Genomic DNA, 22829 nt, shown 5'->3' with positions numbered 1-22829 from the left:
GCAGTGCGCTCTGGAGAGACCACAGGCGGGCTGATTCAGCCACTGAGGTCACTGGCCGGCCAGCCGCTCAAATGCAGGTAAAGATGACGTCCTCTCCCAGCACCCAAGCCCGTTGACCCAACGTCATGGCCCAACTCAACCGCATCCTCTGGCCACTCCATGTCTGTCGCCTTTCTGTCGGCTGATCGACCCGACAGGTGGGAGAGGACGTTAATTCAGTCATCCATCCTCAGTGGAAGGCGCTTGATCAGAGGCTGACGGCAGCCGACCAGCCTCTGACGGCTCAGGGGATTCTGCTGAGGACTGGAGCGCCTGCAGGGCCTCCTGCGTCTCGCCCGCCGCCGTTTCCAACATTCGCCGCTGAACACTGCTGGCGTCCCGTTGCTCTTCCAGGCGGGTGAGCTCCACCCGGTCTTGAACTTCGGCGTGTTCGAGCCGGGCCAGGTACGCTTGGGCTCGTTCGGCCTGGTTGACTAGGTGATGCCTCTGGTCGGCGTGGGTGTAGCCTTGCTGTTCCAACTGCCGGATCTGCTCGAGGGTGTCGGCCGCTTGCCGTTCCAAATGCACCAGGGTGCGTTCGCTCTGGCGATGCTGTGCCTGGCGAAGGCGCTCGGCCGCTTCGGCCCTTACCCGCTCCAGCTCGGCAATCTGGATCAAGGAGCTGGCCTGGGCCACCGCTGCCGAGATGATGTCTTCCAAATTGCTGGCCTGCTGATGCACCGCCTCGCTGAGGGTGTTCAGCAGGTGGCCGCTGACGTGTTCCAGAGGCGTTGCCCGAACCTGGATCAAGGTGTGCTGGATGATCACCTGCAGGTCATAGGCCGTCTGAATTTGGCTGCGCCCGGAAGAGACGATGCCTTCTAAGGTGGCGACATGGACTGCGGCCGCAGAGCCAATTTCGGCCAAAGGCGTGACCCGCAGCTGCTCCAAGGTGGCGTTGACTACCCGTCGCAGCGCTTGGGTCACCACGAGATGTTCCCGGCCCGCGTTAATGATGTGTTCCAGCACATCTTGCTGAATGAATCCCGCCTCCCCCACATGCCGCCGGGCTGCTGAGAACGAGGCCCATTCTTCACGGGGATCAAGCTCACCCGGCAGGTCATCATTGGGAGGACGGATCATACCGCAGTCTACGAGGTGGCTCCTGCCCGCGGGTAGGCTGCCTCCCGAACCGAAGTTCAGATCCTCGCTGCCTCGTTCAGACGCTCGTTTCCTGCGTCAGCCGCTCCAGTTCCTCTGTGATCACGTCGGCATGGCAGGCCAGCGGCGCACACCAGCAAATCAGCAGCAGGCTCTCCCCTGCCCTGATGCGGTTTGCAAGCGCTTCGAGGGCACGGGTTTGCGGCGTGTCGGCGTTGAGGCGAAGTGGGAGCCACTGACGGTACAGCGCGATGGCCTCTGCCCGCGTGCCGTGTTTGCGGAGCGTATAGGGGTTGCCGAGGATGCTGAAATCTGCGCCAAACTCTGGACGGTAGGTGGTCTTGCGGCCCACATAGACGGGGGTACAGCCCTTGGGGATAGGTTTGCGGGCGTTGTGGACAGTGATCGTCATGGTGCAGCTCCTGCACGTCTCAGGGTAATGCTCCAAGAATGACTTCCAGAATCTGACCCTCTTGAAGCGAGGGACGAGCACACTGGAGAGCATCATGGGGAAACAACGGAAAACCTGGACGACCGACGTCAAAGAAGCCATGGTCTTGAGCGTTTTGCGCGGAGAACTGGGCGTGGCAGAAGCCGCCCGACAGCATGATGTCCATGAAAGCCTGATCCACAGTTGGAAAGCCCAGTTCCTGGAGGCGGGCCGTGCCCGCCTCGCCGGAGATCGTCCGGATCAAGGTGTGAGTCTGTTGGAGCGGGAGAACGACCGACTCAAGCGCATTGTGGCGGAGAAGGAACTGGAGTTGGATATCGCGCGAAAAGTGCGGCGGCTCTGACGATGATTGATACGATCGTCCTCCGGCAGAGCCATCCCCAGCTCAGCTTGCGGCGCTTCGCCCACTACGCTGAAATCCCGTATTGGCGACTGCGCGACCATGAGCACAGCGCGCCGGTGCGCTGTGCGCGCCAGCAGCATCGGGATGAACTGTACGCACAGGTGCGCCAGACCGCGTTGTTGCACCCCACCTCTGGCTACCGCTTGCTCTATCAGGAATTCAAGGCTCAAGGCGAAGCCATTGGCTTACACCAGATTCGAGTGGCGCTCGGTGCGCTGCAGTTGAATCCCCCACAACCTCGGAAAACAAGAAACCCTTCCCCTAAAGTGTCCAGTCCTCAGGATTGGCCCGAAGGCCGCCGGGTGCAGATCGACGCCACACGCCTCTCGCTCCCGGATGGTGTCTGCTGGATCTACTTCGTGCTGGACGTCCTTTCACGGGTGGTCTTGGCCAGCCGTGTCGTGCGGAGCCTGTCGATGCACCTCGCCAAGCTCACGCTTGACGAAGCCGTTGCCGTCCTGCGGGCCGAGGGCCACCCGGACACCATCCTCGTGCAAAGCGACGGTGGCAGCGACTTCACCCGTGAGGTCTTCCAACAGGGCTGCTTGAAGTACGGCCGCTGGGTGCGCTCAAAAGTCTCCCAACCCGGCGGCACTGGAATCCTAGAACGACTCAACAGAACCTATAAATATCAATTTGCTTTCCGTCACGACTGGCAGACGATGGCCGAGGTTCGCGCGGCCATGCCCGACGTTCATCACTGGTACAACCACCAGCGCCGTCACTCGGCGCTGGGCTACGCCACGCCTTGGTCTACACTCACCTCATCGGCGAACACTCGTAACGCCGCTTGAAGAAGTTCTTGGAGCACTACCCAGCGTGGTCATCCCTTCGCTGATGTCTTGGAGAAGTCGCCCATCATTCTCTGTCAAAATTGTCGCCGCTTGAAAGGTGTATTCAGGCACGGAGCGGAGAAGCGCGGCATGCTCACTGGACACGCTATAGGCTGCCATCTGCAGTGGACTGACCCCATCTGACAGGACCACAGGCCAAAACACTTTGCCCCATTCAGCGGATACGCTGATTGCATCGCGAAGGAGATCAGATGCCAGGACGAAATCACAGCCGCGACTTCAAACTTGAGGTTGTCAGCCAGATCAACAGCGGGCAGCACACCACGGCCCATCTCAGTCGCCTTCATTCACTGGCTCCGAGCTTGATTCATCGGTGGCGCAAAGAGGTTGAGGCACGTGGGGAAGCCGCGTTTACCGATGGTGCCACGACGGATCGCAGCGACGAACTCCGGATTGCCGAGCTGGAACGGTACTGTGGTCAGCTCGCTCTGGAGAACACGATTCTGAAAAAATCGTTGGCGACGTACCGCTCGAAACACGGCACCAAATGATTGCGGATGCGCGAGTCGCGCATCCCAGGGTGTCGGTACGTCGCTTGTGTGAGCTGCACGCGGTCAGTCGGTCGTGGTATCTGGGTCAGCAGACTCGGACACCGATAGACCCGGATCTTGGGCTGGCCAAAGAGATTGAGGCGGTGGTGTTGAAGTGGAGCGGGTACGGGTACCGTCGTGTCACCCATGAACTGGCCCGCCGGGGACGCCCGACCAATCACAAACGCGTCTTACGCGTGATGCGAGCAGGAGGGTTGTTATGCCGTCCCAAACGGCGGTTTCAGGCCACCACGGACTCGACGCACAGCGAACGTCGTTTTGAAAATCTGTTGCCAACCGTGGTCCCTAAGCAACCCAACCAGGTCTGGCAAGTCGATCTCACCTACGTTCGGGTCAAGCATGGCTTTGTGTACCTCGCCTGCGTCCTCGACAGCTTCACCCGAGAAATCGTGGGCTGGGCCATGTCCAGGTGCATTGACGCGGCGCTGGCCGTGAAGGCACTCAACAACGCGCTTGGGGCGCGTTGCCCAGCTCCAGGTCTCCTCCACCATTCTGACCAGGGGTCTCAATACGCAAGTCGCGTCTACGTGGATCGGCTTCGGGAGGCCGGGTTGATTCCCAGCATGTCCAGGAAGGGCAACCCCTACGACAACGCCCGCATGGAAAGTTTTTACAAAACCCTGAAAACAGAAGAAGTTGATCTCCAGGACTATCTCGACTTCGACGACGCACAGCGCCACATCAACCACTTCATCGGTCAGCTGTACAACCAAGAACGTCTGCATTCCAGTTTGGGGTATGTCCCACCAGCCGAGTTCGCCACCCACTATCATTGCGCCTAGAAGTGACTTGCCTGCTGGCCCGGTACTTTGGGTTCACTCCAGCAGCAAGGTCTGAGAAGGGAGGCCGTAAGCGTCAGTCAGCGTATCGCCGAGGGTCGTGGTCATGCGTTGGCCTCGCGCAACACCACGTCATGCGTCAACCCTCTGTCTTGGCGGTAAGGCGCGTCCAGCAGGTCAGGGAGTTCGACAGAGGTGAGATCACGCGGGTGCATTGAGCCCCACTCAACGCTCGGTCCGCTGCTCGTCCTGACTCGGCCTGCCTCTCCACTGGTTGAGAGCAGCGCAGCATTCAAGCATGAGCCACCTGACGCTGAAGCCAAAGGAGTTTGCTGTTGAGCTCCGCAATCTCAATCAGGGTGTACCGGTGGGCTTGACTGTTGCCCCCCATGATCAAGACGTTGGCCAAACGGTCTTCTGCTTGCTCCACTTGGCGCTGCAGTTGGGCCATGAGCTGTTGGAGTTCGCTCGGCTCTGCTGGCAGATGGTTCACCCACGCTGCCCATTCTCCCGTTTTCATCGTGCACCTACAGGCAGGCCCCAGTGAGGCGAGGAAGTGAGGCAGCTCATGCTTCTCAGGGTAGAGAGGGAAGCTGACTCGACTCCTAGAACCTCATGAAGAGAAGAGAGGTGATCAGAGGCCCCGCCTTCCAGCCGAGGCTGGGGCGGGAGCAATGTCGGATCAGTCCAGTCCGGTGAAGGGCACCAACTCTTAACCCAACCTTTACGCTGGGACTATTTTCTCTACAAACGTTCTCCTTACCCTGAAGGGTGTGCTCCCTCCACCGACTGCCTTCGCGACACCCACTCCTCTCCAGCAACACAGAACCCGACGACAAGTTGCTGAAGTCTTGGCCTTGCTGGCGGCCTCTCCCTATGAGACAGACCTCGCCTGCTGGCTCAAAACGCGGTACCCGAGTTCGGCCCAGTGCGCCCACCAGCTTCGTCAGGTGTACTGCACCGCTCACTATCTGACCCGAGCGGCTCGGCAACCCCGGCACTTCTGGGCGTGATGGCTCTCTTGCATACTCAACAGGTTATGGCCTGAGGTCATCCTCTTGAGGGCGAGGTCTTCAAAAGCATGGTGCACCTTCTGGGGTGACTCTAAAGAGTACCTCGCTCTCTGAACTGCAAGCGAGGCAGCGGGAAGCTGAAGCCTCTCGTCCGGCCGTCCCCACAGCCGAAGCTGGAGCGGGGGCCTTTCGACGGAGGAGACTCTTCAGAGACGCCAGTCTTGATCGTTGGGGAGCATCGTTTGTGCGATTTTTGCGAACGTTCTCTTACGCTACAGGACGTGACTCCTCGACAGACGGACTCCGAGTTGTCCCCATTAGAAGAACAACGGCAAGTCACCCTGGTGGCGATCTTGCACGCTCAACAAGCCCTGACCCGAAGTCCTCTTCCCGAGGTCAGGGTCTTTCAACGCATGGTTTCTCTGTTGGAGACCGCCTTGAAAAGCACCGTACTCTCTGAACTGCAAGCCATTCAGCAGGAAGCCGAAGCCTCCCGTCCAGCTCCTCCGCACAGCTAAGGCTGAGTTGAGGGCATCGTTATGGACAACTCCCAAAGTTAGCAATGTTGACTAGCGTGTGGAACAGACGGGGCTCTGAAGAAGAGCCCAGCGTCTCTAAAGAATGTCTTGAACTTATGACGCTATTAATAATGCCTTTTTCTGTGCACATTCATAACTTTACGGAGATCTCACGCTTTCCGGGGCGTGTTTGGGTTGCTATTCTCGCTACCAACGGCGGCAAATGCCGACTTAACTCAACTACTCTACTTCACATACTCAGACTCTACTAAATGGATTTTCTAGGGAACCTCACATAAATAGCGTGCCGGTTCATTTTCAACTTCACCACACAGTGCACTCAACCTATATGCTTCGGCATGACCGTCATCGTTCGAGTGAAAGGTGAAGAGAATACACTCAGCTACAAAGAGTGGAAAATCTTAGGCAGTGATCATCCCCTGTTTGTTGCTCAACACTGCTCTTTGCAGCTTGGAACTTGGGCTGAAGGAGATGCCATTGCTGACGGCCTGACACAATTTATGAGGGAGAGCGAAATCTGAGCACCCAGCCGCCTTCTAAAGCGTCCACAGAACTGACATGCGATTTCTTGCGACGTCCGGGAGGCGCCGGATCGGCGCCTCCTTGGAGCGTCAGGCGGTTGAGTACTGCCTGCCCCCGGCTCAGCGCGAAGTGGACGCCGCGTAAACCAAGTTTCAAATAGCTCAGGGCGCGGTTCCAATGGGGATCAATGGTTCTGCGCACACCCTGCTGCACGAGCTGGAGTCCTTCGGAGACGAGCAGGAGCGTGGCCACAGAGATCACCAGGATCAGGCGTTCGAGGCTGGCGGCATCACGCAGTTTGGAGTCCTCCAGACCGAAGAGGCCACTCTTATCATCCAAGAATCCTTCCTCTATTTGGAAGCGCTCGCCGTACTCAGCAAACGTTGCACGACTGGTGGGTTCATCGCTCACCACCTGCCACTGCTCTGGGCCGTCCGTGGACGGCCCAGAGCCACATGCACCGGCCCAAATCGGTGTCCGGTGATCGTGACGTTGTGGAAGCAGCGCGTTTCGCGCGCTGCGAGTTTGATTTCCCCGATGGTGCAGACCCGTTGCCCGTCTGGAGCGGCCAGAATCAGGCTCGATTTGATGCGGATGCGGAAGTGCCATCCGCAGACGCGGAGCCAGCCCATCAAGGCCGTGTCGCAAAACCCCGATCCGCCAGGAGTCGAACATCGTGCAGCCCAAGAAAATCCAGCAGGCCTTTGACCTCGGCGAGGACAGGCAGGAGTTGTTCGGTGCCGACCTGAGCACTGGCATGCTCTAGGACGCGGGAGACGAGCGGTACCGCGCGTCCCCGGTAGAGGACGGCCACCCGGATCAGACAGAAGCGTCCGAACAGGATGCTGGTGTCCAGCGCCAGCGTCAGGAATGCGGGCCCCAATCCCGCAAGGCTCGGGTAATCAGGGGGCCATACACACTGCCAGGGGCGATGGCTGGATTCTCCAGCCACCGTCGGCAGCGACGTTCGGTGCTCTGGGCGACCGTGGCCTGGGAGTGGATGTGCGGCAGCCAGGAGGGAATGGAAACGCTCTGGGACAGCACCAAGCCGCTGACCATCCAGGCCAGCGTACGGGCGTTGCGGACGTCGTTCCACAGGGCGGGGTGGAGGTGGGGCAGGATCGCTTGGTACAGTCGGGGGGCGTCCCCGGTGGCATTTTCGGTCTTCACAAACAGAAAGTGTCCCCTACCGGGGACGCTTTCTCATAAATTGTGTCAGGCCATCAGGATGCCATTGTCTATAACCAGCAGATTCTTATTCTCAGGAATCTTCAGTTCACTCCTGCCAAACATGGCTATCAAGTGGCCACCTTTGAGCTAGAGGCTGCCGCGTCAGGTGAATTCAGTTCTTGATCGCCCTGTTCTTGGGGGCCGTCACTGATTCTTCCAATGAGCGTCCGCCCTGTCTGCGCTAGGTCAGCATCGCGGGACGGGCCGGACGGGTCTCTTGTACCGCCGCTGTGGGGCCGGAAAAACCCGCAAAACGCCCCTACCCACAGCCGAAGCTGGGGTGGGGGCTGGTACTGTTCAACAGCTTTAGAGACTGTCTGGAAAGGCAGGGATCAGAGAGAAACTGCGGTTGGCTGGGCAAAAACAGTGAGTCTGCGAATCATACAACGAATGAAAGCCAGGAAAATAAAGGCTTCAGTGGTCTGGGGGAGCAGGTCATATTCACGGTTGAGTCGACGGTCAAAGGACAGCCAGGCGAAGCTGCGCTCCACGACCCAACGCTTCTTGATGACCACGAAGCCACGGTGGCCACGAAAAGTTTTGATCTGCTCCTCCGTCAGTTTCTGCCCCTCTGGGAGCCAATACCCCCGGGTATTGGCATCGGAGCGCTGAGAAGGTCTCTCCGGTGTCGCCGAGGGTCGTTTTGACCCAGCCCTCCCATTTGCCTGTGTCTCCACCGTCGGCGAACAGATGGAGCTTCATCTGGGGCTGGTTCTGGCGCAACTCCTGCAGGAGTTGCTGGCTGCCTTCCCGATCGGTGATCTTCGCGGGCAAGACCTTGACCCCCAGCAGCAAGCCCTGAGGATCAACGATCAGGTGATGTTTTCGTCCGTTGACTTTCTTGCCACTGTCGTACCCTCGGACCCCCCTTGTTGCGAGGTCTTCACGCTCCTCGAATCGACGATCCCCGCTGTGGGCACCGCATTGCGTCCCACAGCCTCTCGCGTGCGGACGCGGAGCGTGTCATTGACGCGCGCCCACAGGCCATGTTTGTTCCACTGTTGAAAATAATCGTAGACCGTTTTCCAGTGCGGGAAGTCAGCGGGCAACATGCGCCACGACACGCCACCGCGTTTCACGTAAAAGATGGCATCGACGATGTCACGGCGAGCGAGGTGAGCAGGCCGTCCGCCAAGTCGTGGGGCAGGGATCAGTGGGCCGAGAATGACCCACTCTTCATCGCTGGTGTCGCTGGGGTAGGTGGGTCGCCGCGTCATTAAAAAAGAGTATCCTACAGGCCATTCCCCAACCAGCACGCTTTCCAGACAGTCTCTTATTGATAGCGGTTCAAATACAAGTTGCTATTTTGGGTGAAGTATGGCCCTTTGGCAACCCTCCAAGTACACCCGCGCTCAACTTGAAGAACGACGGCTCACCGCTCTGCCCGTGATTCAAGCCGGTGGTCAATCCAACCAGCAGATTGCCGATCAGTTCGGCGTTTCCATCCACACCATTTACACCTGGAAGCAGCGTCTCAACAAGCAGGGTGGTCTGGAAGCCACCGTCACGCCCGGTCGGCCGGGCCGCTTGACGCCGGAACAGCGGCAACAGATCGGCACCCTCCTGCAGGAGGGTGCTCACGCCTCCCAGTTTCCGGATGACACGTGGACGACGCCTCGCGTGCGTGAGGTCATCGGTCGTCGGTTCGGCGTGTGGTACCACCCGGATCATGTTCGCAAACTGCTCCATGGCCTCGGGTTTTCACCTCAACGACCGAGCAAAGGAGCGCTCGAGCAGAACGAGACGGCACTGCGAACCTGGGTGCAGACCACGCGCCTAGAGGTCGAAAAAAAAGGTCGCGCTCGGCGCGACCCTGGTGTATCTGGATGAGGTGGGTTTCAGTCTGAAGGGTGTGGTGCGCCGAACGTGGGCCCCAAAGGGAAAGACGCCCATCGTGCGTCTTCCGGCCAGTTGGCAGAAGTTGTCGACCACCTTGGCAATCACTTCTATGGGTCAATTCCTGCAACACACGCAGGCAGGAACCAGCAAGACGAACAATGTGCTGGCATTTTTGCACCATGTCTTGAAGCAGGTTCCAGGCGAGATGGTCGTGGTGCTGGACAACGCGGCCATCCACCGAGCGAAGGCCGTATCGGCCTTCGTGGAAACTGTAGAACGGCTGACCTTGGTTTATTTGCCGCCCTATTCCCCAGAGTTGAATCCCATTGAGAAGGTCTGGGCGTACGTCAAGCGCAATATTCTAGTACGACGTTCAATTAATACGAATGGTTTCATAGTGGCATCCAAGGGTTCGTCGGGCGGCCTGAGTCGAGAACTGCCAGTTGAGCGTGATGGCCGCGCGTGAACGCGCGGCGACCCAGGCCTCGACTTCGGAACGAAGTCGTTCCAGCGAAGGAATCCGCCGATGTCAACACTGCCGCTGAAGAGCGCTGAATTCCAACTCCGCCATGTTCAGCCAAGAGGCGTGTTTCGGCGTGTAGATCCACTCGAATCGGTCCACCAACCGGTGGGCCTGGTCTGGGGACATCCATTTGTAGAAGCTGCCCCCATGGTGGGTATTGAGGTTGTCCTGCACCAGGGTGATCTGAACCGCCTCTGGATAGGCCTGTTCTAACTCCTGCATCAACGCCGTGTACTCCTCGGCCGTTCGTCGGGCACACACCTTGACGAACCGTCGACCCGTCCGAGGCTCCACCGCGAGCAGCACCGCGCCGCTCCCGAATCGTTCGTATTCATAATCTTGCTTTGCAACTCGTCCCGGTTCCATTGGAACCGGGGCCATCACGTCGCCGATCAGGAAACAGGGCTGCTCATCGAAGCACAACACCGGGAAGCACTCATCGTAGGGCCGGACATACACGTCGAGGACACGCTCCATCTCACACAGGAATTTTGCCGTCAGCTGCGCGATGCACCACTACCTTTTGCGGTGCGGCTGGACCGCGTTTTTTTCAGGATGTAGAACACCGTGGACGGCGCAATGCCGTCCACCACGTTCAATTCCACGGCTTTTTCAGCCAGCAGGCGAATACTCCACTGGGCATGGCCTGTCGGGGCCTCACGGCACGCCAGTGCCGTGATGGCCGCCCGATCCTGGCCCGTAAATTTCGCGGGTCGGCCGGTATGCGGGGCATCATAGAGCGCCGCGTCCAACCCTCCGAGCACGAAGTGTTTTCGGATCGACTGCACCATCTGCACACTGATCCCCAGGGCTTCCTTGATCGCCAGATCACCCAGTTGCCGATGGGCCATCAGCAAGATCTGAGCGCGGGTCATGACCCGCGCCTTGTGGGTCCCTTTCGTTGTGATGGCTTTGAGAGTCTGTTCCTGCTCAGGGCTCAATTCCACTTTGTACAGCAGAGGGCGAGGCATAACTAACTCTACTAAATTGCAAAACGCTGTACTAGGCAATTTTTGTGCCAAGACGACCAAAGAACTCAAGGCGCGGCTCCGTGCGGGTTGGCAGCGAGTGCGATACATCAGCTTGCCACAACGGCTCATGGCGGCAACTCCGATTTAAACCGGAATCGATAGGGGAAGCAAGTGAGTCGCGGACTAAAACAAGGCAAGAGAGCCACTTCGATTAGGGCAGGCGCTTGGCCAGTGTGTCATACATAAAATTGACGAACTCACCGCCGTGCTGAAACAGAGTTCCCAGGCCGAAAGTTTCTTGCACGACCATCTGTTGGCCCTCAGGCAACTGAAAGGCGAGCCGTCCGCCCAGCTTGGCCCACGGCACCAGGCTGTTGGGAGCGACGAACGTGGGCGTGACATTGATGGCACCAGGCGTGGCCACCTCCACGATCTTGGCGCTCGGATACCGGCGAACAATGGCGCCCGCTGAATCCCGCTTCATGGCCGCGAGGATGCTGCTGCGCTGTTCGGCGCTCACCAAATTGCTGTTGCCTTCAACCTGAGGCTCCAAGATGGCGTAGGACGCTGTCGCGAGTTGGGCGGTGTTCCACCCGGCAACGACCAGCGTGGGAGGGGTGGCTGCCGCTGCGTAAGGTGCTGGAGCCAAAGCCAGGACGGCGAACAGAGTGTAGGCAGGGGTAAGGGGTTTCATCGCTGTACTGGAACACACTGGGCCTGAGGACAGTGAAGTGGGCGTGAGAGGCTATCGTTGAAGCACGCCAGCACCTGAGCCTGAGAGGCTGCTGTCCTGCCCACTCGACTTAATTTGGGGACTGACACATAGTCCCTTTCTTAAATAAAACAAATGACTACAGCCGAAGCTGGGGCAGGGGCGCTGTCAAGAGTGAGAGCACAGCGGCAGCCCGCTTTAGCGTCAGCCGCGGCAGCGTCCAGACGGACGGAAGCGTGTCCCTCTTCGCCGGGAGCCTCCCAGCCCGTATGCTCAGCGAATGCTCCTTCACTTCCAGAACGTCATCGCGGCGGCCCTGCGCTCAGAGGACACGCTTGCGGCCCGTCTGGCCCGCTTAGAACTCCAGGATTGGGCCGGGGTCGCCGACCGTTTCAGCGCCCTGCTGCCCGAGTTCGCCGCCGTGATCGCGCTCCCCAGTGCTGCGCACCTGGCCTCCCTGTTGAGTGAGGCCCGCGGCGTGCCGACCTTGAATGCCACGCCGGACGCTCAGAGCGGACACTGGACGCTGCTGAACCTCGACCCAGATGTCACGGGAGATGCCATCCTCGTCACTGAACAGTTGGCTGAGGGCATCACCGAGCTGGAAGTGCTCTTACTGGCGGTCTCCCGGCAGCTGAACGTCATCGCTGTGGTGACGGGCGTTGAACGCACCCCAGCGGGAGGCCGCAGCCGGTTGGAACTGCAGGGGGTGACGGTGTGGTCAGCGGTGCAACTGGCCCAGACCCCCAACGGCTGGGTGCTCGAGCGCCGCCTGCCCCCGGCATAGCGGTAAAAAAACCGCCCCGAAGGGCGGCTAAAAGCTGGGTTAGCTCAGGGAGTTTCTTTGCCGTTGAGGAAGGTTTTGGAGTTGCCAGCGGCGCTCATGACGGTGGTGACGGTGAAGTCGTCGTCACCCACTGCGGCCAACGATACAAGAGGTCGTACCCGTGGGGGCTGCAGAAACGCTGAAGGTACCAGTAACACTGTCTGCGCAATCAGCGCCGCCGAGGTCGGTCACGATAGTTCCCGCAGTTTCGCTGCTGCTGTCAGCCAAAGAAGCAACAGCGGCCTTGTATACGTTGGTGTTGTGGGCTTGTCCTGCACGGACAGTAGCGCTCTTGCGGGCTCCCAACAGGTTAGGGATCAAGACTGCAGCCAGAATCCCGATAATAACGATCACGATGAGGAGTTCGATCAGGGTAAAGCCTTGCGTGTGGTTCTTCATGGGTGTCTCCTGAGTGGCCGCCCAGATAAGGCATAGATGAGTCTGGTTGGACGGGTATGGCAGGCAGTGAGCACTCGCTGACTGGTAGAGACATCTCAATTTACGGCTTCTAACAAAATTCTAACAATCCATTTGAGTTAGTCCTTCTAATCAGTCTGACGAGGGAGGGACTTCAAGAACTCCACACTCGGCTCATACACCCCTTGCTGAAGGCGCACTAGCCAACCCTTCTTCATCCGCACGCTGAGCCAGTTGGTGGTGCGGTGGGCCGCTTCGACAAACAGGGCTTGAACAATTTCAGGCCGGGTCGCCGGCCAGGTCACGCGCTCGATCTCCTGCCGGAATCGCAATTTCAGTTCCTGCTCGGCCTCGGCCAACTGGAAGTACTTGGCGGCCCCAAATTCGCTCAGCCGGAATTCCTGCATGATCTGCTCACGGGTGGCCCCTTGCGCGATGCGGGCGTAAATGTCTTGCTGCTGCCCCAGCGTCTTCTGCTCTATCTGGACAATGCCGTGGATGCGGCGCAGGTGTTTGCTGACTGCCATCACTCGGTACCCTCCCGCATTGATGGCAATTTCGGCGTGGCTGTGCCTACGCGCCAACTCATCGCCTACCCAGGCCCGGCTCCAATACAAGGGGAGGCCACGCTCGCGGAGTTCTTCCTCTGTCCAGACCTTGTCCTCGGAGGCAGCTTTTTTATGGATATGCGTGAGTTGGTGCGAGTTTGTACTAAGGCAACGCCAGCTGGATGTCACGGCAGGCGTTCAGGACGGCATTGCGTCCAGATGCCTCCAGGCTCAGGGCGGTGCGCTGGGCCGCGGCCTCTGCGCGGCGGAGTTCTTCAGCAGTGAGGGCAATGGTGATCTTGACACCAGCAGGCATGGGTCATGCTGCCACAGCACCCCCGCCATGCAGCCGAAGAGTCGGAGTCAAAGCGGGGGTGACGGGAAAGATCAGTTCACCCGCACGCGGGCGTGGATCAGCAGCAATTTGCTGTTGAGTTCATTCAGTTGAATTCGGGCGGCCCGCTCCTGTGCCTTGTTGCCTTGCCAGATGGCGGCCCTCAATTGGGCTTCAGTGACCACCGCTTGCCGCTCCAGCTCTGCTCCCACTTCGTGGAGGTGAGGGCGAGTGGAAGGCAAACTCTCCAACCAAGCGCGCCATTCGCTCTCCCTCATGGGGTGCAGGGCTGAACACGCCACAAGCAAGGGGCAGAACTGAGTGTCATGGCTCAGCCTAAAGCTCCGGTTCTGACGCAACTCTCGCAGAGGAAAAGTCAGAGCTCTCATCGCCCCCGCTCCAGCTTGGGCAGAGATCCGAAGTTGTCCGCAGCGATTCGGCCCCCTCCCCTGCTCTGGTTCGCGCACGCTTCGGCGGGAGTAGAGCTTTCCATCAGCTGCTCCGCGATGATTGGCGGGTTTTTTGTTGATGGCCTGTATGAACAGTGGATTGGGAACACGCTCAGTTCACCCTGCCTCAATGGATTGTTCGCTGCTTCAGCCAAAAATCAATAAAGGTCTCGACTTGTTTCAGCGAGGTTTGGAACCGGACGGATTTGATCAGGTACCCGCTGGCGTGCAGCGTGTAGGCCTGAGTCACGTCTTCAGAGTTCGGAGAAGTGGACAGCATCACAACGGGGATCGTCTGCAGGCGAGGGTGTTGCTTCAGGGCAGCCAAGACCTCAAACCCATTCATCTTCGGCATATTGATGTCCAGCAACACGACATCTGGAATGAGGGTGTCGGGGTGCTCCAACAGTGGAGTGCCCCCCAAAAACTGGACGGCGTGAAGTAGAGACGAAAGCTCGCCATTCCAGCCCTGATTTGTCAGGTTGGAAGGCGAGGAGATGTTATGAAACAGAAGCAATTCACGGAAGACCAGATCCGGGAAGTTGCTGCAGGACGCCAAGAAAGGTCAACAGCCCATAGAAGAGTTGTGCCGGGACTTCGGATGCAGCCCAGCGTCGTACTACACGTGGAAAAAGAAGTACGGCGATACCACACCGGATGAAGCTAAGCGGCTGCGCCACTTGGAGAAGGAAAATGCGCGGTTATTGCGGATCGTCGGCCAGCAGCGCCTCGAAATCGAGGCGGTCAAGGAGGTCTTGGCAAAAAAGCGATAACGACCACTGAGAAGCGTGCTTTGGTGCGAGAACTGGTCACGCAGCGGGTCAAGCCCGAACGGGCTTGCTTCTTGGTAGGTCTGCCTAAATCATCGTGGCACTATCGGCCCAAACCGCGCCAGGACCATGAAGTTCGTCGTCGGATTCGCGAACTGGCGGGGCAACATCCGCGACGTGGTTCTCGATTCATCCACGCGCTGCTCGTCAAAGAAGGCAACAAGGTCAACAGGAAGAAAGTGAGACGAATCTGGCGGGAGGAGCAGCTGACGATCAAGAAGAACCCCAGCCGGAAAATGCGCACTGGCAACACCATCCCTATGAAAGCGGAGTGCCCCAATCACGTCTGGACCTACGACTTCATTTTCGACCAAACCCTTGGAGGCACCACCCTCAAAATCTTGACACTTACGGACGAGTTCACCCGGCAATCTCTGGCCATCCGCGTCGCAGAGGCTTTCACGTCCATAGACGTGAAAGCCGTCCTGGACGAAGTCATCAAAGAAAGAGGTGCCCCCAACTTTCTGCGCAGCGACAATGGATCGGAGTTCATTGCTCGTGATTTGGGCATTTGGTTGGCCGTGCAAGACATCAGTACCCGGTTCATAGAACCGGGGAAACCCTGGCAGAACGGTTTTGCCGAGAGCTTCCATTCCCGCTTGCGAGAAGAATGTTTAAGCCAAGAAGTGTTCTATTCGGCCCAACATGCAGGCGTCCTCATTGAAGGCTGGCGAGCGTTTTATAACGCCCATAGGCCACATTCTTCACTGTCCTACCAAACGCCAGACGAGTTCGCCGCCACCTGGCTGGCTCAATCGGCTTCACATCCTGTACCCTGTATCTGAGCCGAGTCTCTACTCGCAGTCGTCCAAACATTGGGGCCAGCCCAACAGTTCCAGCGCCGCCCGGCCACTGTCTGCGGTCACCAGAATGCACGACTCATCCAGCATGCAAAAGGCTTCAGCCGCCAACAGCCGGTCGATGGGATCGTCATCAATCAGCAACACCCTGAGCATGTCAGTCACGGTTGAAGACACGGGTCATGTCCAGCCTCATGCAGTGCGAAGTCTGGAGCGTTCATCCCCGAGTGTAACTGAAGGGTGGCTGAGTCAGAAGGACGGAGATGCTCTTCTCAACCGATTCCCAATCCTCGTTTCGGCGCTCAGGCAGGGTTCTCTCATCAGTATCAGCATCAATCTTGAGCGGCTTGGCCCACCAGTCGCTCCAGTTCCTCTTTGATCACGTCGGCATGGCAGTCCAGCGGCGCACACCAGCAGATGAGCAGCAGGCTCTCCCCTGACCGTACGCGCTCGACTAGACTTTCTAAAGCACGGGCTTGGGGGGTGTCGGCTTGCAGGCGGGTCGGAAGCCACTGGCGGTAGAGGATGACCGTTTCCCTTCGGGTGGCCCTTTGATTGATGACAAAGGGGTTGCCGAGGAGGCTGAAGTCTGCGCCAAACGCCGGTTGATAGGTGGTCTTGCGGCCCACATAGATCGGCGTATACCCCTCTGGAAGGGGCTTGCGGGCGTTGTGAACCGTCACGGTCATGATTGTTCCAATGGTACAGCCGTGGCTGTGCCGTCCCACAGAGTTCCTCCCCCATGACATCGCTCTACCTGCGACTGCGATACGTGCTGTCCCGTCCGTTGGCTCAGCACGCCAGGGATAACGCCCGAGGTCAAGGCTTTTAGCCTTGGGGGGTAGACCAGATCTCCTGTTGCCTCGCTGGGCTCTGCCCTGGCATGCTGTGGCCACGCTTGGGAAGGTCAGGTGCAGCGCTTCGCCGTCGAGTTCGGTTCAGCTGGGACACGGCTCCACGAACTCCACGTCCAGCCAGTATTCGGCCTCGTCTTCGTCCACGTCACCGCCGTCGGCCATCAGCTCTTGCCACGCCATCCACGCTTCAGCTTGGACGTCGGGATGACAGCCGAGGTAATCGGCCAGCTCTACGCGCAATTCCAGATCAGGCCCTTCGCGGGTCAGACCCCGGTCTTGGCGGTAGGCGGCGTCCAGCAGGTCGGCAAGTTCGACAGGCGTCAGGTCACGCGGATGCATAGGCTGAGGGTAAAGGCGTGTGAGAGGTGGCGGGGTCAGCGGGTCTTAATGATTAATCATGCTCACTTCCATAACCAGCGGAAACCAATCAAATGGCGAGCCGGGCTGACCTTTGGGTTAAAAATTCCTTACGGGATAGGCTTAAACATAATGGCAACACCCAATCAGAGGTATGTCATAAATAGAAAATTGTTTAATATTTTATGAAAGCCTCGGAATTGAGGCGAAGCACTTTTCATCTTAAAAGGCATTTTCACAAGTGTCACGGAGTCAAAAGGATACCTATGAAACAAGCACGACAGGATGGTTTTGTGCTGGTGATGGTCTTGAGTCTGACCATGCTGGTGTTGATGCTTGTCTTCGTGACCACGACGACTTCAGTGACTACCTTACAAGCTGTGAACTCCGAATCCAGAAAGATTCCTGCATTCTATGTCGCCAACGCGGGTTTAGAACGCAGCATGGCTCGAATGAACTACTTGCTTAAGGGAACCCCGCCTGCTGTGACGGCAACCACCTCTGCAGCAGGCGCTCTGGCCTTGGCAGCGGCCCTCAATACTACAGGCAGCGGCACGCTGGAGGGCGGCAGTTTCGTCGTTACGGCCACCGCCAACGGCTCCAAAGTGCTGCTGTCTTCTCAAGGAACCTCGGTCGGCGGAGGAACGCGGAAGGTGAGCCTGGAAGTCACCGTGGTGTTGCCGCCGCCCCTCGGAAACGTGAAGCTGATGGCTCCTGCGGCCATCACCACCACGGGCAGCGCTGTAGATAGCGGAAATGCACCTATTCAGGGTGTGGTCGGCGCTCCCATTTCAGCTCAAAAATTCACCATCAGTTGTACGGCCAACACTTTGGGCAAATGCATATCCTGGCGCGTCTGCACCAGCTGGTCTTGTTCGTTTGGGCGTGTGATGATCCGCACCGGAATCAGCGTGAGGATGACCAACACCAAGAAATTGATCAGCGTGAAGGGCAGCTGTTCCGTGCGGGTGATGCCCAGCCAGAAGCCCATAGCAATCACCTGAAAGGTCAGCGCCACATACATCAGGGCGCTCATCGACCGCACGGCCACCAGGGCCACCAGACACAGCACCGCGATCCCCTCGATCCAGAGCACCGTCAGTTTCCAGCTGTTGTCCTGCAGCGCTATGCGGCCCAGTTCTCCGGCCACCCCGGACGCCACCACGCAGGCCAGGAAGAACACCAACAGGACGAAGCCGAGCAGCGCATGCCAGAAGCGCAACTTGGGCGGCTGAAGTGGGTTGTACGCCCGCAGGAAGCGGCTGGCCCGCTCAGCGTGTGGAGTCGTCGGGCGTTGTGGGCTTGCTTTGCTGGTCATCAAGCGGCCCTCCTTTGCGTTTGTTGGCCGCTTCGGCCAGTTTCTTGAGGCCCCCGGTGGCCACCGATTCGGCCCACTCGAAGAGCGTGTCTTTGCCGTTGAGCTTGATCCAGTCCCACAGCGGCGGCCCCAGCACGCCCGCGAGCGCCGAGATAAACCCGATGCCCTCGAACGTGCGCAGGGCCGCGAACGTGCCGCTGAAGCTGGCGATCAGGGCGTCGGGAATCAGCGCCGTCCACGGGCTGAGTGGGAGGTTGCAGCTTTTCTGGGCGTTGCGTTCGCGCCAGATCATCAGCAGTGACATGACGGCGCCCATGCCTGCCGCGTACAGCACCAGGTACCAGTCCACGGCAGCAAAAATAGATGGAGTCACGGCCCCTCCTCATCGTGAAGGCCTTGCAGGAGAGAACGGAGAGGTCATGCCAGGGATGATCACGGGGTAGCTGGCCGCGCCGCTCTGGCTGCGTACCCGCGCCCGCCAGTACCAGGGGGTGCCGGAACGAATGAGAGGCAGACCGGGCCGCACCTTGAACCAACTGTTGCGGGGAAATTGTTCGCCCACGTAGGACTCCAGTCGCACGTTGGCCTGCCCGTTGGGTGGACAGGCGGACGTGACGGCGACGGTGACGGTGTAGATGCCGGGGGTGATGGTGGGCTTCGCACTGGCCTGCACGGTGCAGGAGGGGGGTGGGGCAGGGGCGCTGAAGGCAGCGAGGGGTGCCCGTCCCAGGGTGAGTGCAGCCGCCAGGAGCATCAGCGGCAAGAGGCGTGGAGTTCGGTTCATGGGCCTCCAATCGGCAAGGAAAACCGCCCAGCGGTCAGGCTTGAGCGGGCAAGGATGAACTGAGGTCAGGTCAGACTGAGATAACTTTCTGAAACAGCCCCCACCACGGGGAGGGCCCACAAGACCTCACGTCCATCCCGTAAGTATTCTTCTCGGAGGCCAGCCGCGTTGCGCACCACAATGCGTTCTGCCGTGACATCCAACACCGTCACCGGAAGACGTGCCCAGCCATTTCGAACGTACAGCCTGCGTCCTTTGGTCAGCTCTGTCTGAGGAATACGGCGATCCATAAGGGCCATATCTTCGCTGGACGCGTTGCTGGAAAAGTTCGCCGAATTACAGGATGAACGAGACCTCAAGAAGTGGTCGCAATGGGCGGTGGGATGAAGGGCAAATCATTCTGGCTGCGGGCAAGTGCGCCAACCGTCCAGCTCAAAGACCTCCACTGCAAGGTCGGGGCGGGAGTGTCGGTGCAACCCAACAGCGGGGCGGTGGGTTCAGCGGCAGTCAGGGCCAGCACGCCGCCTTGCAGATTCAGGTGCACGGTCAGGCAGGCTGGATCAGGTGCAGGGAAGGCAGCGGCAACCGCACAGCAACGGGCGGCGAGGCGGATGGGGGGTGGGTGAGCGGTGGCGCACTGCCGACCAACAGCGAGGCGAGCAGAACGAATTTTATGGGCTTCCAATCGGCAAGGAAAACCGCTCAGGCTTGACCTGCTGGGCGGGGGAAGAGGATGAATCATCATGTGAGGTCGGGTCTAGCGACTGACCCCTGAAAGAATGTAAAGTAATCGACATGGATCAGTTACCAAAGGTCGGACGGCATGCGCCTCGGCTCCAAGATTGGGATGAGGTGGACGCTGCCCCACCTGAACCCGTGGTGGCTGAGACAGCTCCGCCTAAGGACACGCCAGCGGCCCCGGAATCCCCTGAACAGGCGCTCGCTCGCAAGCGCTTGGCGCAGGGCTTTTGGACTCTGCCAGGCGAGGCAGCCCCGGTGGCCAAGCCCGCACCTAACCGCCTCGTCTGGCTGATGTTGGCTGTGGCGTTGGTCGTGGGCGTAACCGTGTGGGCTGTCTTGCGCTGAGCCGACTGAGCCCTGTTCTGAATCACATCGTTTCATGGGCCTCCTACCGGCATGAAAAGTCGCCCAGCTTGCCGGAAGCGTGGGCGGGACTTAGCGGGTCGGACGCGGGTAGACGGCCCCAGAGAGGGGGCGGGCATTGGTCAACGTCTGACCAGGTTTACCCGTTCCGGTGGGCGTCTGAAAGGTTTCCGCGTACTTGATCAGGCGGATCATAGAAAAATCGGTTCTGGCGTTGACGGGTACAGGCATACGTCCCCCTTACTGCTTGGCCATCAGAATGTTGCCGCCCAACAGCGTGGTGAGGCGGGCCACTTTGAATGCGCAGGCGGGTGGCCGTCACTTGCCCCGCGACCGCGAAGCGCCCCATGCCGTTCAGCAGGGTTTTGAGTTCGCTGGCCCGCACCGTCTCAGCCTGAACCGAATCCAGAGCGGGTTCGCTCCAATCGAAATCGACCAGGCCCAGCGGCGTTTGAATACGGAGAATCATAGGGTAGAGCAGCAGGGGATCGGTGTCCATTAACAGGTGTCCTCAGTCCACGCCTGATCGCGTGAAGCCAATCGTTTGAGTTGATTCAGAAGGTCTTGGGCATCCACTTCAGGCCCGTGGTTCTCGACCTTGAGGTCGTAGTTGTTGTGGATCGTCACCGTCTTAGATCCGGTGGGGACATTGGCTTTCGGCATGGCCCCGCTCAGGCGGGCATTCACGTCCAGGGTGATGTTGAAGGGACGGCTTAGGACGGCCTGCACCTGTTCCGCAAAGCGTTGGCCCGCCAGTTGGCCTCCCGCTTGAAGTGGCTCAGCCCAGCGGGAGGCATCGATTCCAGTGGCGAGGGGAGTACTGAGGGCGGGAGGGGCGACCTGGGGAGCCGTCTGGGCCACCGTCGCCGTTGGGGCCGGCAACTGGACTGCTGCTGCCGCCAGAGCTTTGACCGCCTCGCTGAAGACGTCCATGCTGGCCCGTTCCTGCGCGGCGAGATCCACCCGCTGCCCAAAGAGGGCGTCCTGATCCATGCCGAAGTCCACCAGGATTTGAGCAAGATCAAGGGCGATTTCACTCTCCTGCTGCACCAGATCCGCCCGCTTCTGCAGGGCGATGGCATCCCGGTCATATTGGATGCCCAATTCATCGACCAGCTTGGAAAGCCGTTCAGTTTCCTTCTGGCCCGTTTTAGCGATCTGGCCGCCATTTTTAGCGAAGTCGTCGTATTGCTTGTTGTAGCGGTCTTGCTGGGTGGCGAGTTCCTGGGTGGCCGCCTGAATCCGCCGCTTGTCGCCGCTCTTGATGGCTGCTGCCAATTCTTTTGGGCCGCATCCCGCCGGGCTTCGATGGCCAGCAGGCGGGCTCTTTCCTCGTTGAAGTTGAAGGGTTTGGCAAGCTTTCCGTCCTTGTCTTCTCCGAAGGCCACCTTCCGCAATTCCGCGCCCGCATCCTGAATGCCTTTCATTTGGCCCAGGAGGTCGGTGTACGAGGTGGCAAGATTCTTCACAGCTGTCCGCCTGCCTCAGCGTCGCTTCAGTCGCGGCGTCATAGCTCTTGCCTGACACCCCTGCGGCTTTACGTAAATCATTCAGGCTGTCCCGCACGTCGCGGGCAGATCCGTCGTAATTGCGGGTGGAGACGCCGAGTTCCTCGATCTCTTTGCGGGCAACGGCGGTCGGGCTGGCGAGCGCCAGCAAAACGGCGCGGAAGGCCTTGGCCCCAATCGTGCTGGCTTTCAACCCCTTGTTATCCAATCCGACCAGGATGGCAGTTGTCTCTTCCAGGCTGAAGCCTGCCCGTGACGCGATAGGGCCAACCACAGCTAAACCTTGCTGAAGTTCTTTCGCGCCCGATGCGGCCAGCAAAGAGCCTTTGGCAAACACGTCCCCGAACTTGGCGGCAGCGGCGGCAGCTTCCGGGCCATCCAACCCAAACTGGCGCAGGTTGCCGAGCAAGAGCTTGCTGCTCTCTGTCAGACTTTGGCCTTCTGCCCCAGCCAGTTTTATGCTGGTGGCCACCAACTTCAGGGCGTCCGCAGACTCCAAACCCTGTTTGGTGAGGTCAGCCACGCCGGTGCCCAGCTGAGCACGGGTGAACTGCTGACCCACCCGTCCGCCCGCGTCTTGCAGGGTACGGATTTGCTCATCAAGACCGTCCCCTAGCCCCGGCCCCTGCGCGTTCAGGGTGTTGACTGCTGCCTGAAATTCCCCCAGTTGCTTGACGCCCACTGTTGCTATTGAGACTCTGAGCTGCCGTGAGACCCGTGAGCGCCCCCGTGAGAGTCGTGGCAGCAGCAGCAAACAGCCCAATCGGCCCCGGAATGAACCCGAACACACCAGTGAGTCGGCTCGTCACCCCCAGATTCATGGCAGCGGCAGTGGTCACCCGCGTGATGCCCTTTTCCACCAGCGCCAGTTGGCCCGGCAAGCCGGTCAGGTTGCCCGCGTTCAGCCGAATGCTGATCGTCCGCACGTTGGCACTGCCCAGCCCGTTGAGCTGTGTCCGGAGCGTAGCAACCTGCGAGAGCGCCCGCGTGACACTGGTGGTGTTCAGGTTGATGTTCCGAACTGCCGTGATGCGGATCATCTCGGCGTCCACCCGCTTGAGCTGGGTCAGGGCGTGGTTGACGTCCAGTAGATACTGATCTTGCAAAATCGCCATGTTCGTACCACCTCTCTTCAGGGCAAAGCGAAACCGCCCATAGAGGGCGGCTCTT

40 protein-coding genes and 1 pseudogene are annotated in these 22829 nt (G+C 59.4%); 13 read left to right on the top strand and 28 right to left on the bottom strand.

Annotated features, from left to right (window positions below):
* Nucleotides 1-219: 219 nt before the first annotated feature.
* Together M1R55_RS08205 and M1R55_RS08200 are read right to left on the bottom strand one after the other, a co-directional pair.
* On the bottom strand, nucleotides 220-1122 hold the full coding sequence (locus M1R55_RS08205) for a hypothetical protein (protein WP_249391333.1): 903 nt from the start codon (nucleotides 1120-1122) through the stop codon (nucleotides 220-222).
* Nucleotides 1123-1198: 76 nt separating this feature from the next.
* Nucleotides 1199-1552, bottom strand: coding sequence for a DUF4326 domain-containing protein (locus M1R55_RS08200; RefSeq protein WP_249391332.1), 354 nt, complete (start codon nucleotides 1550-1552; stop codon nucleotides 1199-1201).
* Nucleotides 1553-1646: 94 nt separating this feature from the next.
* On the opposite strand from M1R55_RS08200, the gene M1R55_RS08195 reads away from it, so the two are divergent.
* The 4 genes from M1R55_RS08195 to M1R55_RS08180 all read left to right on the top strand — a co-directional run bounded on the left by M1R55_RS08195 (nucleotide 1647) and on the right by M1R55_RS08180 (nucleotide 4181).
* Nucleotides 1647-1934, top strand: coding sequence for a transposase (locus M1R55_RS08195; RefSeq protein ID WP_249391331.1), 288 nt, complete (start codon nucleotides 1647-1649; stop codon nucleotides 1932-1934).
* Between the two features lie 2 nt (nucleotides 1935-1936).
* The gene (locus M1R55_RS08190; protein ID WP_249391330.1) at nucleotides 1937-2788 is read left to right on the top strand and encodes an integrase core domain-containing protein; all 852 of its coding nucleotides are present in this window, start codon (nucleotides 1937-1939) and stop codon (nucleotides 2786-2788) included.
* A 251-nt stretch (nucleotides 2789-3039) separates the two neighbouring features.
* The gene (locus tag M1R55_RS08185; protein ID WP_249391329.1) at nucleotides 3040-3339 is read left to right on the top strand and encodes a transposase; all 300 of its coding nucleotides are present in this window, start codon (nucleotides 3040-3042) and stop codon (nucleotides 3337-3339) included.
* Nucleotides 3336-4181 carry an IS3 family transposase gene (locus M1R55_RS08180; RefSeq protein WP_249391328.1) on the top strand — a complete coding sequence of 282 codons (846 nt, stop codon included), beginning with the start codon at nucleotides 3336-3338 and terminating at the stop codon, nucleotides 4179-4181. The genes M1R55_RS08185 and M1R55_RS08180 overlap by 4 nt, the downstream gene beginning before the upstream one ends.
* Before the next feature lie 289 nt (nucleotides 4182-4470).
* Here the strand turns inward: M1R55_RS08180 and M1R55_RS08175 are convergent, their stop codons facing one another.
* Nucleotides 4471-4698, bottom strand: a complete 228-nt coding sequence (locus M1R55_RS08175) for a hypothetical protein (protein WP_249391327.1) — start codon at nucleotides 4696-4698, stop codon at nucleotides 4471-4473.
* Nucleotides 4699-5472: 774 nt separating this feature from the next.
* Here M1R55_RS08175 and M1R55_RS08170 point away from each other — a divergent pair.
* Both M1R55_RS08170 and M1R55_RS08165 read left to right on the top strand, forming a co-directional pair.
* Nucleotides 5473-5709, top strand: coding sequence for a hypothetical protein (locus M1R55_RS08170; RefSeq protein ID WP_249391326.1), 237 nt, complete (start codon nucleotides 5473-5475; stop codon nucleotides 5707-5709).
* A 359-nt stretch (nucleotides 5710-6068) separates the two neighbouring features.
* Nucleotides 6069-6251 carry a hypothetical protein gene (locus tag M1R55_RS08165; RefSeq protein ID WP_249391325.1) on the top strand — a complete coding sequence of 61 codons (183 nt, stop codon included), beginning with the start codon at nucleotides 6069-6071 and terminating at the stop codon, nucleotides 6249-6251.
* Here M1R55_RS08165 and M1R55_RS08160 read toward each other — a convergent pair.
* From M1R55_RS08160 to M1R55_RS08135, 7 genes are all read right to left on the bottom strand, one after another.
* Nucleotides 6229-6663: a hypothetical protein gene (locus tag M1R55_RS08160; RefSeq protein ID WP_249391324.1), complete on the bottom strand. Its 435-nt coding sequence runs from the start codon at nucleotides 6661-6663 to the stop codon at nucleotides 6229-6231. The genes M1R55_RS08165 and M1R55_RS08160 overlap by 23 nt on opposite strands.
* Complete coding sequence (locus tag M1R55_RS08155) at nucleotides 6660-6884, bottom strand: hypothetical protein (protein WP_249391323.1); 225 nt, start codon at nucleotides 6882-6884, stop codon at nucleotides 6660-6662. The genes M1R55_RS08160 and M1R55_RS08155 overlap by 4 nt, the downstream gene beginning before the upstream one ends.
* Nucleotides 6884-7135: a hypothetical protein gene (locus M1R55_RS08150; RefSeq protein WP_249391322.1), complete on the bottom strand. Its 252-nt coding sequence runs from the start codon at nucleotides 7133-7135 to the stop codon at nucleotides 6884-6886. Before M1R55_RS08150 ends, M1R55_RS08155 begins: the two co-directional genes overlap by 1 nt.
* Nucleotides 7117-7422 (bottom strand): hypothetical protein, encoded by a 306-nt coding sequence (locus M1R55_RS08145; protein WP_249391321.1) that lies wholly within the window; start codon nucleotides 7420-7422, stop codon nucleotides 7117-7119. The genes M1R55_RS08150 and M1R55_RS08145 overlap by 19 nt, the downstream gene beginning before the upstream one ends.
* Before the next feature lie 392 nt (nucleotides 7423-7814).
* Nucleotides 7815-7997 carry a transposase gene (locus tag M1R55_RS32080; protein ID WP_371827091.1) on the bottom strand — a complete coding sequence of 61 codons (183 nt, stop codon included), beginning with the start codon at nucleotides 7995-7997 and terminating at the stop codon, nucleotides 7815-7817.
* The gene (locus tag M1R55_RS32075; RefSeq protein WP_371827184.1) at nucleotides 7942-8295 is read right to left on the bottom strand and encodes a hypothetical protein; all 354 of its coding nucleotides are present in this window, start codon (nucleotides 8293-8295) and stop codon (nucleotides 7942-7944) included. Before M1R55_RS32075 ends, M1R55_RS32080 begins: the two co-directional genes overlap by 56 nt.
* The gene (locus M1R55_RS08135; RefSeq protein ID WP_249391320.1) at nucleotides 8295-8699 is read right to left on the bottom strand and encodes a transposase; all 405 of its coding nucleotides are present in this window, start codon (nucleotides 8697-8699) and stop codon (nucleotides 8295-8297) included. The genes M1R55_RS32075 and M1R55_RS08135 overlap by 1 nt, the downstream gene beginning before the upstream one ends.
* A 100-nt stretch (nucleotides 8700-8799) precedes the next feature.
* On the opposite strand from M1R55_RS08135, the gene M1R55_RS08130 reads away from it, so the two are divergent.
* Both M1R55_RS08130 and M1R55_RS08125 read left to right on the top strand, forming a co-directional pair.
* Nucleotides 8800-9312, top strand: coding sequence for a transposase (locus M1R55_RS08130; protein ID WP_249391319.1), 513 nt, complete (start codon nucleotides 8800-8802; stop codon nucleotides 9310-9312).
* Nucleotides 9299-9787 (top strand): IS630 family transposase, encoded by a 489-nt coding sequence (locus M1R55_RS08125; protein WP_371827090.1) that lies wholly within the window; start codon nucleotides 9299-9301, stop codon nucleotides 9785-9787. Before M1R55_RS08130 ends, M1R55_RS08125 begins: the two co-directional genes overlap by 14 nt.
* Before the next feature lie 63 nt (nucleotides 9788-9850).
* On the opposite strand, the gene M1R55_RS08120 is transcribed toward M1R55_RS08125, so the two are convergent.
* Together M1R55_RS08120 and M1R55_RS08115 are read right to left on the bottom strand one after the other, a co-directional pair.
* Nucleotides 9851-10321, bottom strand: a complete 471-nt coding sequence (locus tag M1R55_RS08120; protein WP_249391318.1) for an IS630 family transposase — start codon at nucleotides 10319-10321, stop codon at nucleotides 9851-9853.
* Nucleotides 10322-10341: 20 nt separating this feature from the next.
* Entirely contained in the window at nucleotides 10342-10815 is a 474-nt protein-coding gene (locus M1R55_RS08115) for a helix-turn-helix domain-containing protein (protein ID WP_249391317.1), read from the bottom strand.
* A gap of 28 nt (nucleotides 10816-10843) precedes the next feature.
* Here M1R55_RS08115 and M1R55_RS08110 point away from each other — a divergent pair.
* Nucleotides 10844-10963, top strand: a pseudogene (locus M1R55_RS08110) (IS630 family transposase); the annotation flags it as partial.
* 63 nt (nucleotides 10964-11026) lie between these two features.
* On the opposite strand, the gene M1R55_RS08105 reads toward M1R55_RS08110, so the two are convergent.
* On the bottom strand, nucleotides 11027-11509 hold the full coding sequence (locus M1R55_RS08105; protein WP_249391316.1) for a hypothetical protein: 483 nt from the start codon (nucleotides 11507-11509) through the stop codon (nucleotides 11027-11029).
* A 298-nt stretch (nucleotides 11510-11807) separates the two neighbouring features.
* Here M1R55_RS08105 and M1R55_RS08100 point away from each other — a divergent pair, with 298 nt between their 5' ends.
* Nucleotides 11808-12314, top strand: a complete 507-nt coding sequence (locus M1R55_RS08100; RefSeq protein ID WP_249391315.1) for a hypothetical protein — start codon at nucleotides 11808-11810, stop codon at nucleotides 12312-12314.
* A gap of 123 nt (nucleotides 12315-12437) precedes the next feature.
* On the opposite strand, the gene M1R55_RS08095 is transcribed toward M1R55_RS08100, so the two are convergent.
* The 5 genes from M1R55_RS08095 to M1R55_RS08075 all read right to left on the bottom strand — a co-directional run bounded on the left by M1R55_RS08095 (nucleotide 12438) and on the right by M1R55_RS08075 (nucleotide 14507).
* On the bottom strand, nucleotides 12438-12752 hold the full coding sequence (locus tag M1R55_RS08095) for a prepilin-type N-terminal cleavage/methylation domain-containing protein (protein ID WP_249391314.1): 315 nt from the start codon (nucleotides 12750-12752) through the stop codon (nucleotides 12438-12440).
* 146 nt (nucleotides 12753-12898) lie between these two features.
* Nucleotides 12899-13297: a hypothetical protein gene (locus M1R55_RS08090; protein WP_249391313.1), complete on the bottom strand. Its 399-nt coding sequence runs from the start codon at nucleotides 13295-13297 to the stop codon at nucleotides 12899-12901.
* 184 nt (nucleotides 13298-13481) lie between these two features.
* Nucleotides 13482-13634, bottom strand: coding sequence for a hypothetical protein (locus M1R55_RS08085; protein WP_249391312.1), 153 nt, complete (start codon nucleotides 13632-13634; stop codon nucleotides 13482-13484).
* A gap of 71 nt (nucleotides 13635-13705) precedes the next feature.
* A complete protein-coding gene (locus M1R55_RS08080; protein WP_249391311.1) occupies nucleotides 13706-13894 on the bottom strand; it encodes a hypothetical protein in 189 nt (62 codons plus the stop codon).
* 334 nt (nucleotides 13895-14228) lie between these two features.
* Nucleotides 14229-14507, bottom strand: a complete 279-nt coding sequence (locus tag M1R55_RS08075) for a response regulator (protein WP_371827089.1) — start codon at nucleotides 14505-14507, stop codon at nucleotides 14229-14231.
* Between the two features lie 136 nt (nucleotides 14508-14643).
* On the opposite strand from M1R55_RS08075, the gene M1R55_RS08070 reads away from it, so the two are divergent.
* Together M1R55_RS08070 and M1R55_RS08065 are read left to right on the top strand one after the other, a co-directional pair.
* On the top strand, nucleotides 14644-14874 hold the full coding sequence (locus M1R55_RS08070; protein ID WP_249391310.1) for a transposase: 231 nt from the start codon (nucleotides 14644-14646) through the stop codon (nucleotides 14872-14874).
* A 23-nt stretch (nucleotides 14875-14897) separates the two neighbouring features.
* Nucleotides 14898-15716 (top strand): IS3 family transposase, encoded by an 819-nt coding sequence (locus M1R55_RS08065; RefSeq protein WP_249394170.1) that lies wholly within the window; start codon nucleotides 14898-14900, stop codon nucleotides 15714-15716.
* A gap of 9 nt (nucleotides 15717-15725) precedes the next feature.
* Here M1R55_RS08065 and M1R55_RS08060 read toward each other — a convergent pair whose 3' ends face one another.
* The 7 genes from M1R55_RS08060 to M1R55_RS08030 all read right to left on the bottom strand — a co-directional run bounded on the left by M1R55_RS08060 (nucleotide 15726) and on the right by M1R55_RS08030 (nucleotide 19732).
* Nucleotides 15726-15908, bottom strand: a complete 183-nt coding sequence (locus M1R55_RS08060) for a hypothetical protein (protein ID WP_249391309.1) — start codon at nucleotides 15906-15908, stop codon at nucleotides 15726-15728.
* Nucleotides 15909-16063: 155 nt separating this feature from the next.
* Complete coding sequence (locus M1R55_RS08055) at nucleotides 16064-16420, bottom strand: DUF4326 domain-containing protein (RefSeq protein WP_249391308.1); 357 nt, start codon at nucleotides 16418-16420, stop codon at nucleotides 16064-16066.
* Nucleotides 16421-16669: 249 nt separating this feature from the next.
* Entirely contained in the window at nucleotides 16670-16927 is a 258-nt protein-coding gene (locus tag M1R55_RS08050; RefSeq protein ID WP_249391307.1) for a hypothetical protein, read from the bottom strand.
* An 814-nt stretch (nucleotides 16928-17741) separates the two neighbouring features.
* Nucleotides 17742-18263 (bottom strand): hypothetical protein, encoded by a 522-nt coding sequence (locus M1R55_RS08045; protein ID WP_249391306.1) that lies wholly within the window; start codon nucleotides 18261-18263, stop codon nucleotides 17742-17744.
* Entirely contained in the window at nucleotides 18217-18636 is a 420-nt protein-coding gene (locus M1R55_RS08040; RefSeq protein ID WP_249391305.1) for a hypothetical protein, read from the bottom strand. Before M1R55_RS08040 ends, M1R55_RS08045 begins: the two co-directional genes overlap by 47 nt.
* Nucleotides 18637-18645: 9 nt before the next feature.
* Nucleotides 18646-19047, bottom strand: a complete 402-nt coding sequence (locus tag M1R55_RS08035) for a hypothetical protein (RefSeq protein WP_249391304.1) — start codon at nucleotides 19045-19047, stop codon at nucleotides 18646-18648.
* A 355-nt stretch (nucleotides 19048-19402) separates the two neighbouring features.
* A complete protein-coding gene (locus M1R55_RS08030) occupies nucleotides 19403-19732 on the bottom strand; it encodes a hypothetical protein (protein ID WP_249391303.1) in 330 nt (109 codons plus the stop codon).
* Between the two features lie 110 nt (nucleotides 19733-19842).
* Between M1R55_RS08030 and M1R55_RS08025 the strand changes: the two genes are divergently transcribed.
* Nucleotides 19843-20133, top strand: coding sequence for a hypothetical protein (locus M1R55_RS08025; protein WP_249391302.1), 291 nt, complete (start codon nucleotides 19843-19845; stop codon nucleotides 20131-20133).
* Nucleotides 20134-20290: 157 nt separating this feature from the next.
* On the opposite strand, the gene M1R55_RS08020 is transcribed toward M1R55_RS08025, so the two are convergent.
* Genes M1R55_RS08020 through M1R55_RS08010 form a run of 3 tightly spaced genes read right to left on the bottom strand, consistent with a single transcriptional unit; the run spans nucleotide 20291 to nucleotide 22774 of the window.
* Nucleotides 20291-20650 (bottom strand): hypothetical protein, encoded by a 360-nt coding sequence (locus M1R55_RS08020; protein WP_249391301.1) that lies wholly within the window; start codon nucleotides 20648-20650, stop codon nucleotides 20291-20293.
* On the bottom strand, nucleotides 20650-22341 hold the full coding sequence (locus tag M1R55_RS08015) for a phage tail tape measure protein (protein ID WP_249391300.1): 1692 nt from the start codon (nucleotides 22339-22341) through the stop codon (nucleotides 20650-20652). Before M1R55_RS08015 ends, M1R55_RS08020 begins: the two co-directional genes overlap by 1 nt.
* Nucleotides 22259-22774, bottom strand: coding sequence for a hypothetical protein (locus tag M1R55_RS08010; protein WP_249391299.1), 516 nt, complete (start codon nucleotides 22772-22774; stop codon nucleotides 22259-22261). Before M1R55_RS08010 ends, M1R55_RS08015 begins: the two co-directional genes overlap by 83 nt.
* Nucleotides 22775-22829 lie beyond the last annotated feature (55 nt).

Origin of the sequence: Deinococcus sp. QL22 (assembly GCF_023370075.1) — a bacterium.
Taxonomy (GTDB): domain Bacteria; phylum Deinococcota; class Deinococci; order Deinococcales; family Deinococcaceae; genus Deinococcus.
This window is presented reverse-complemented; position numbering and strand designations above follow the sequence as displayed.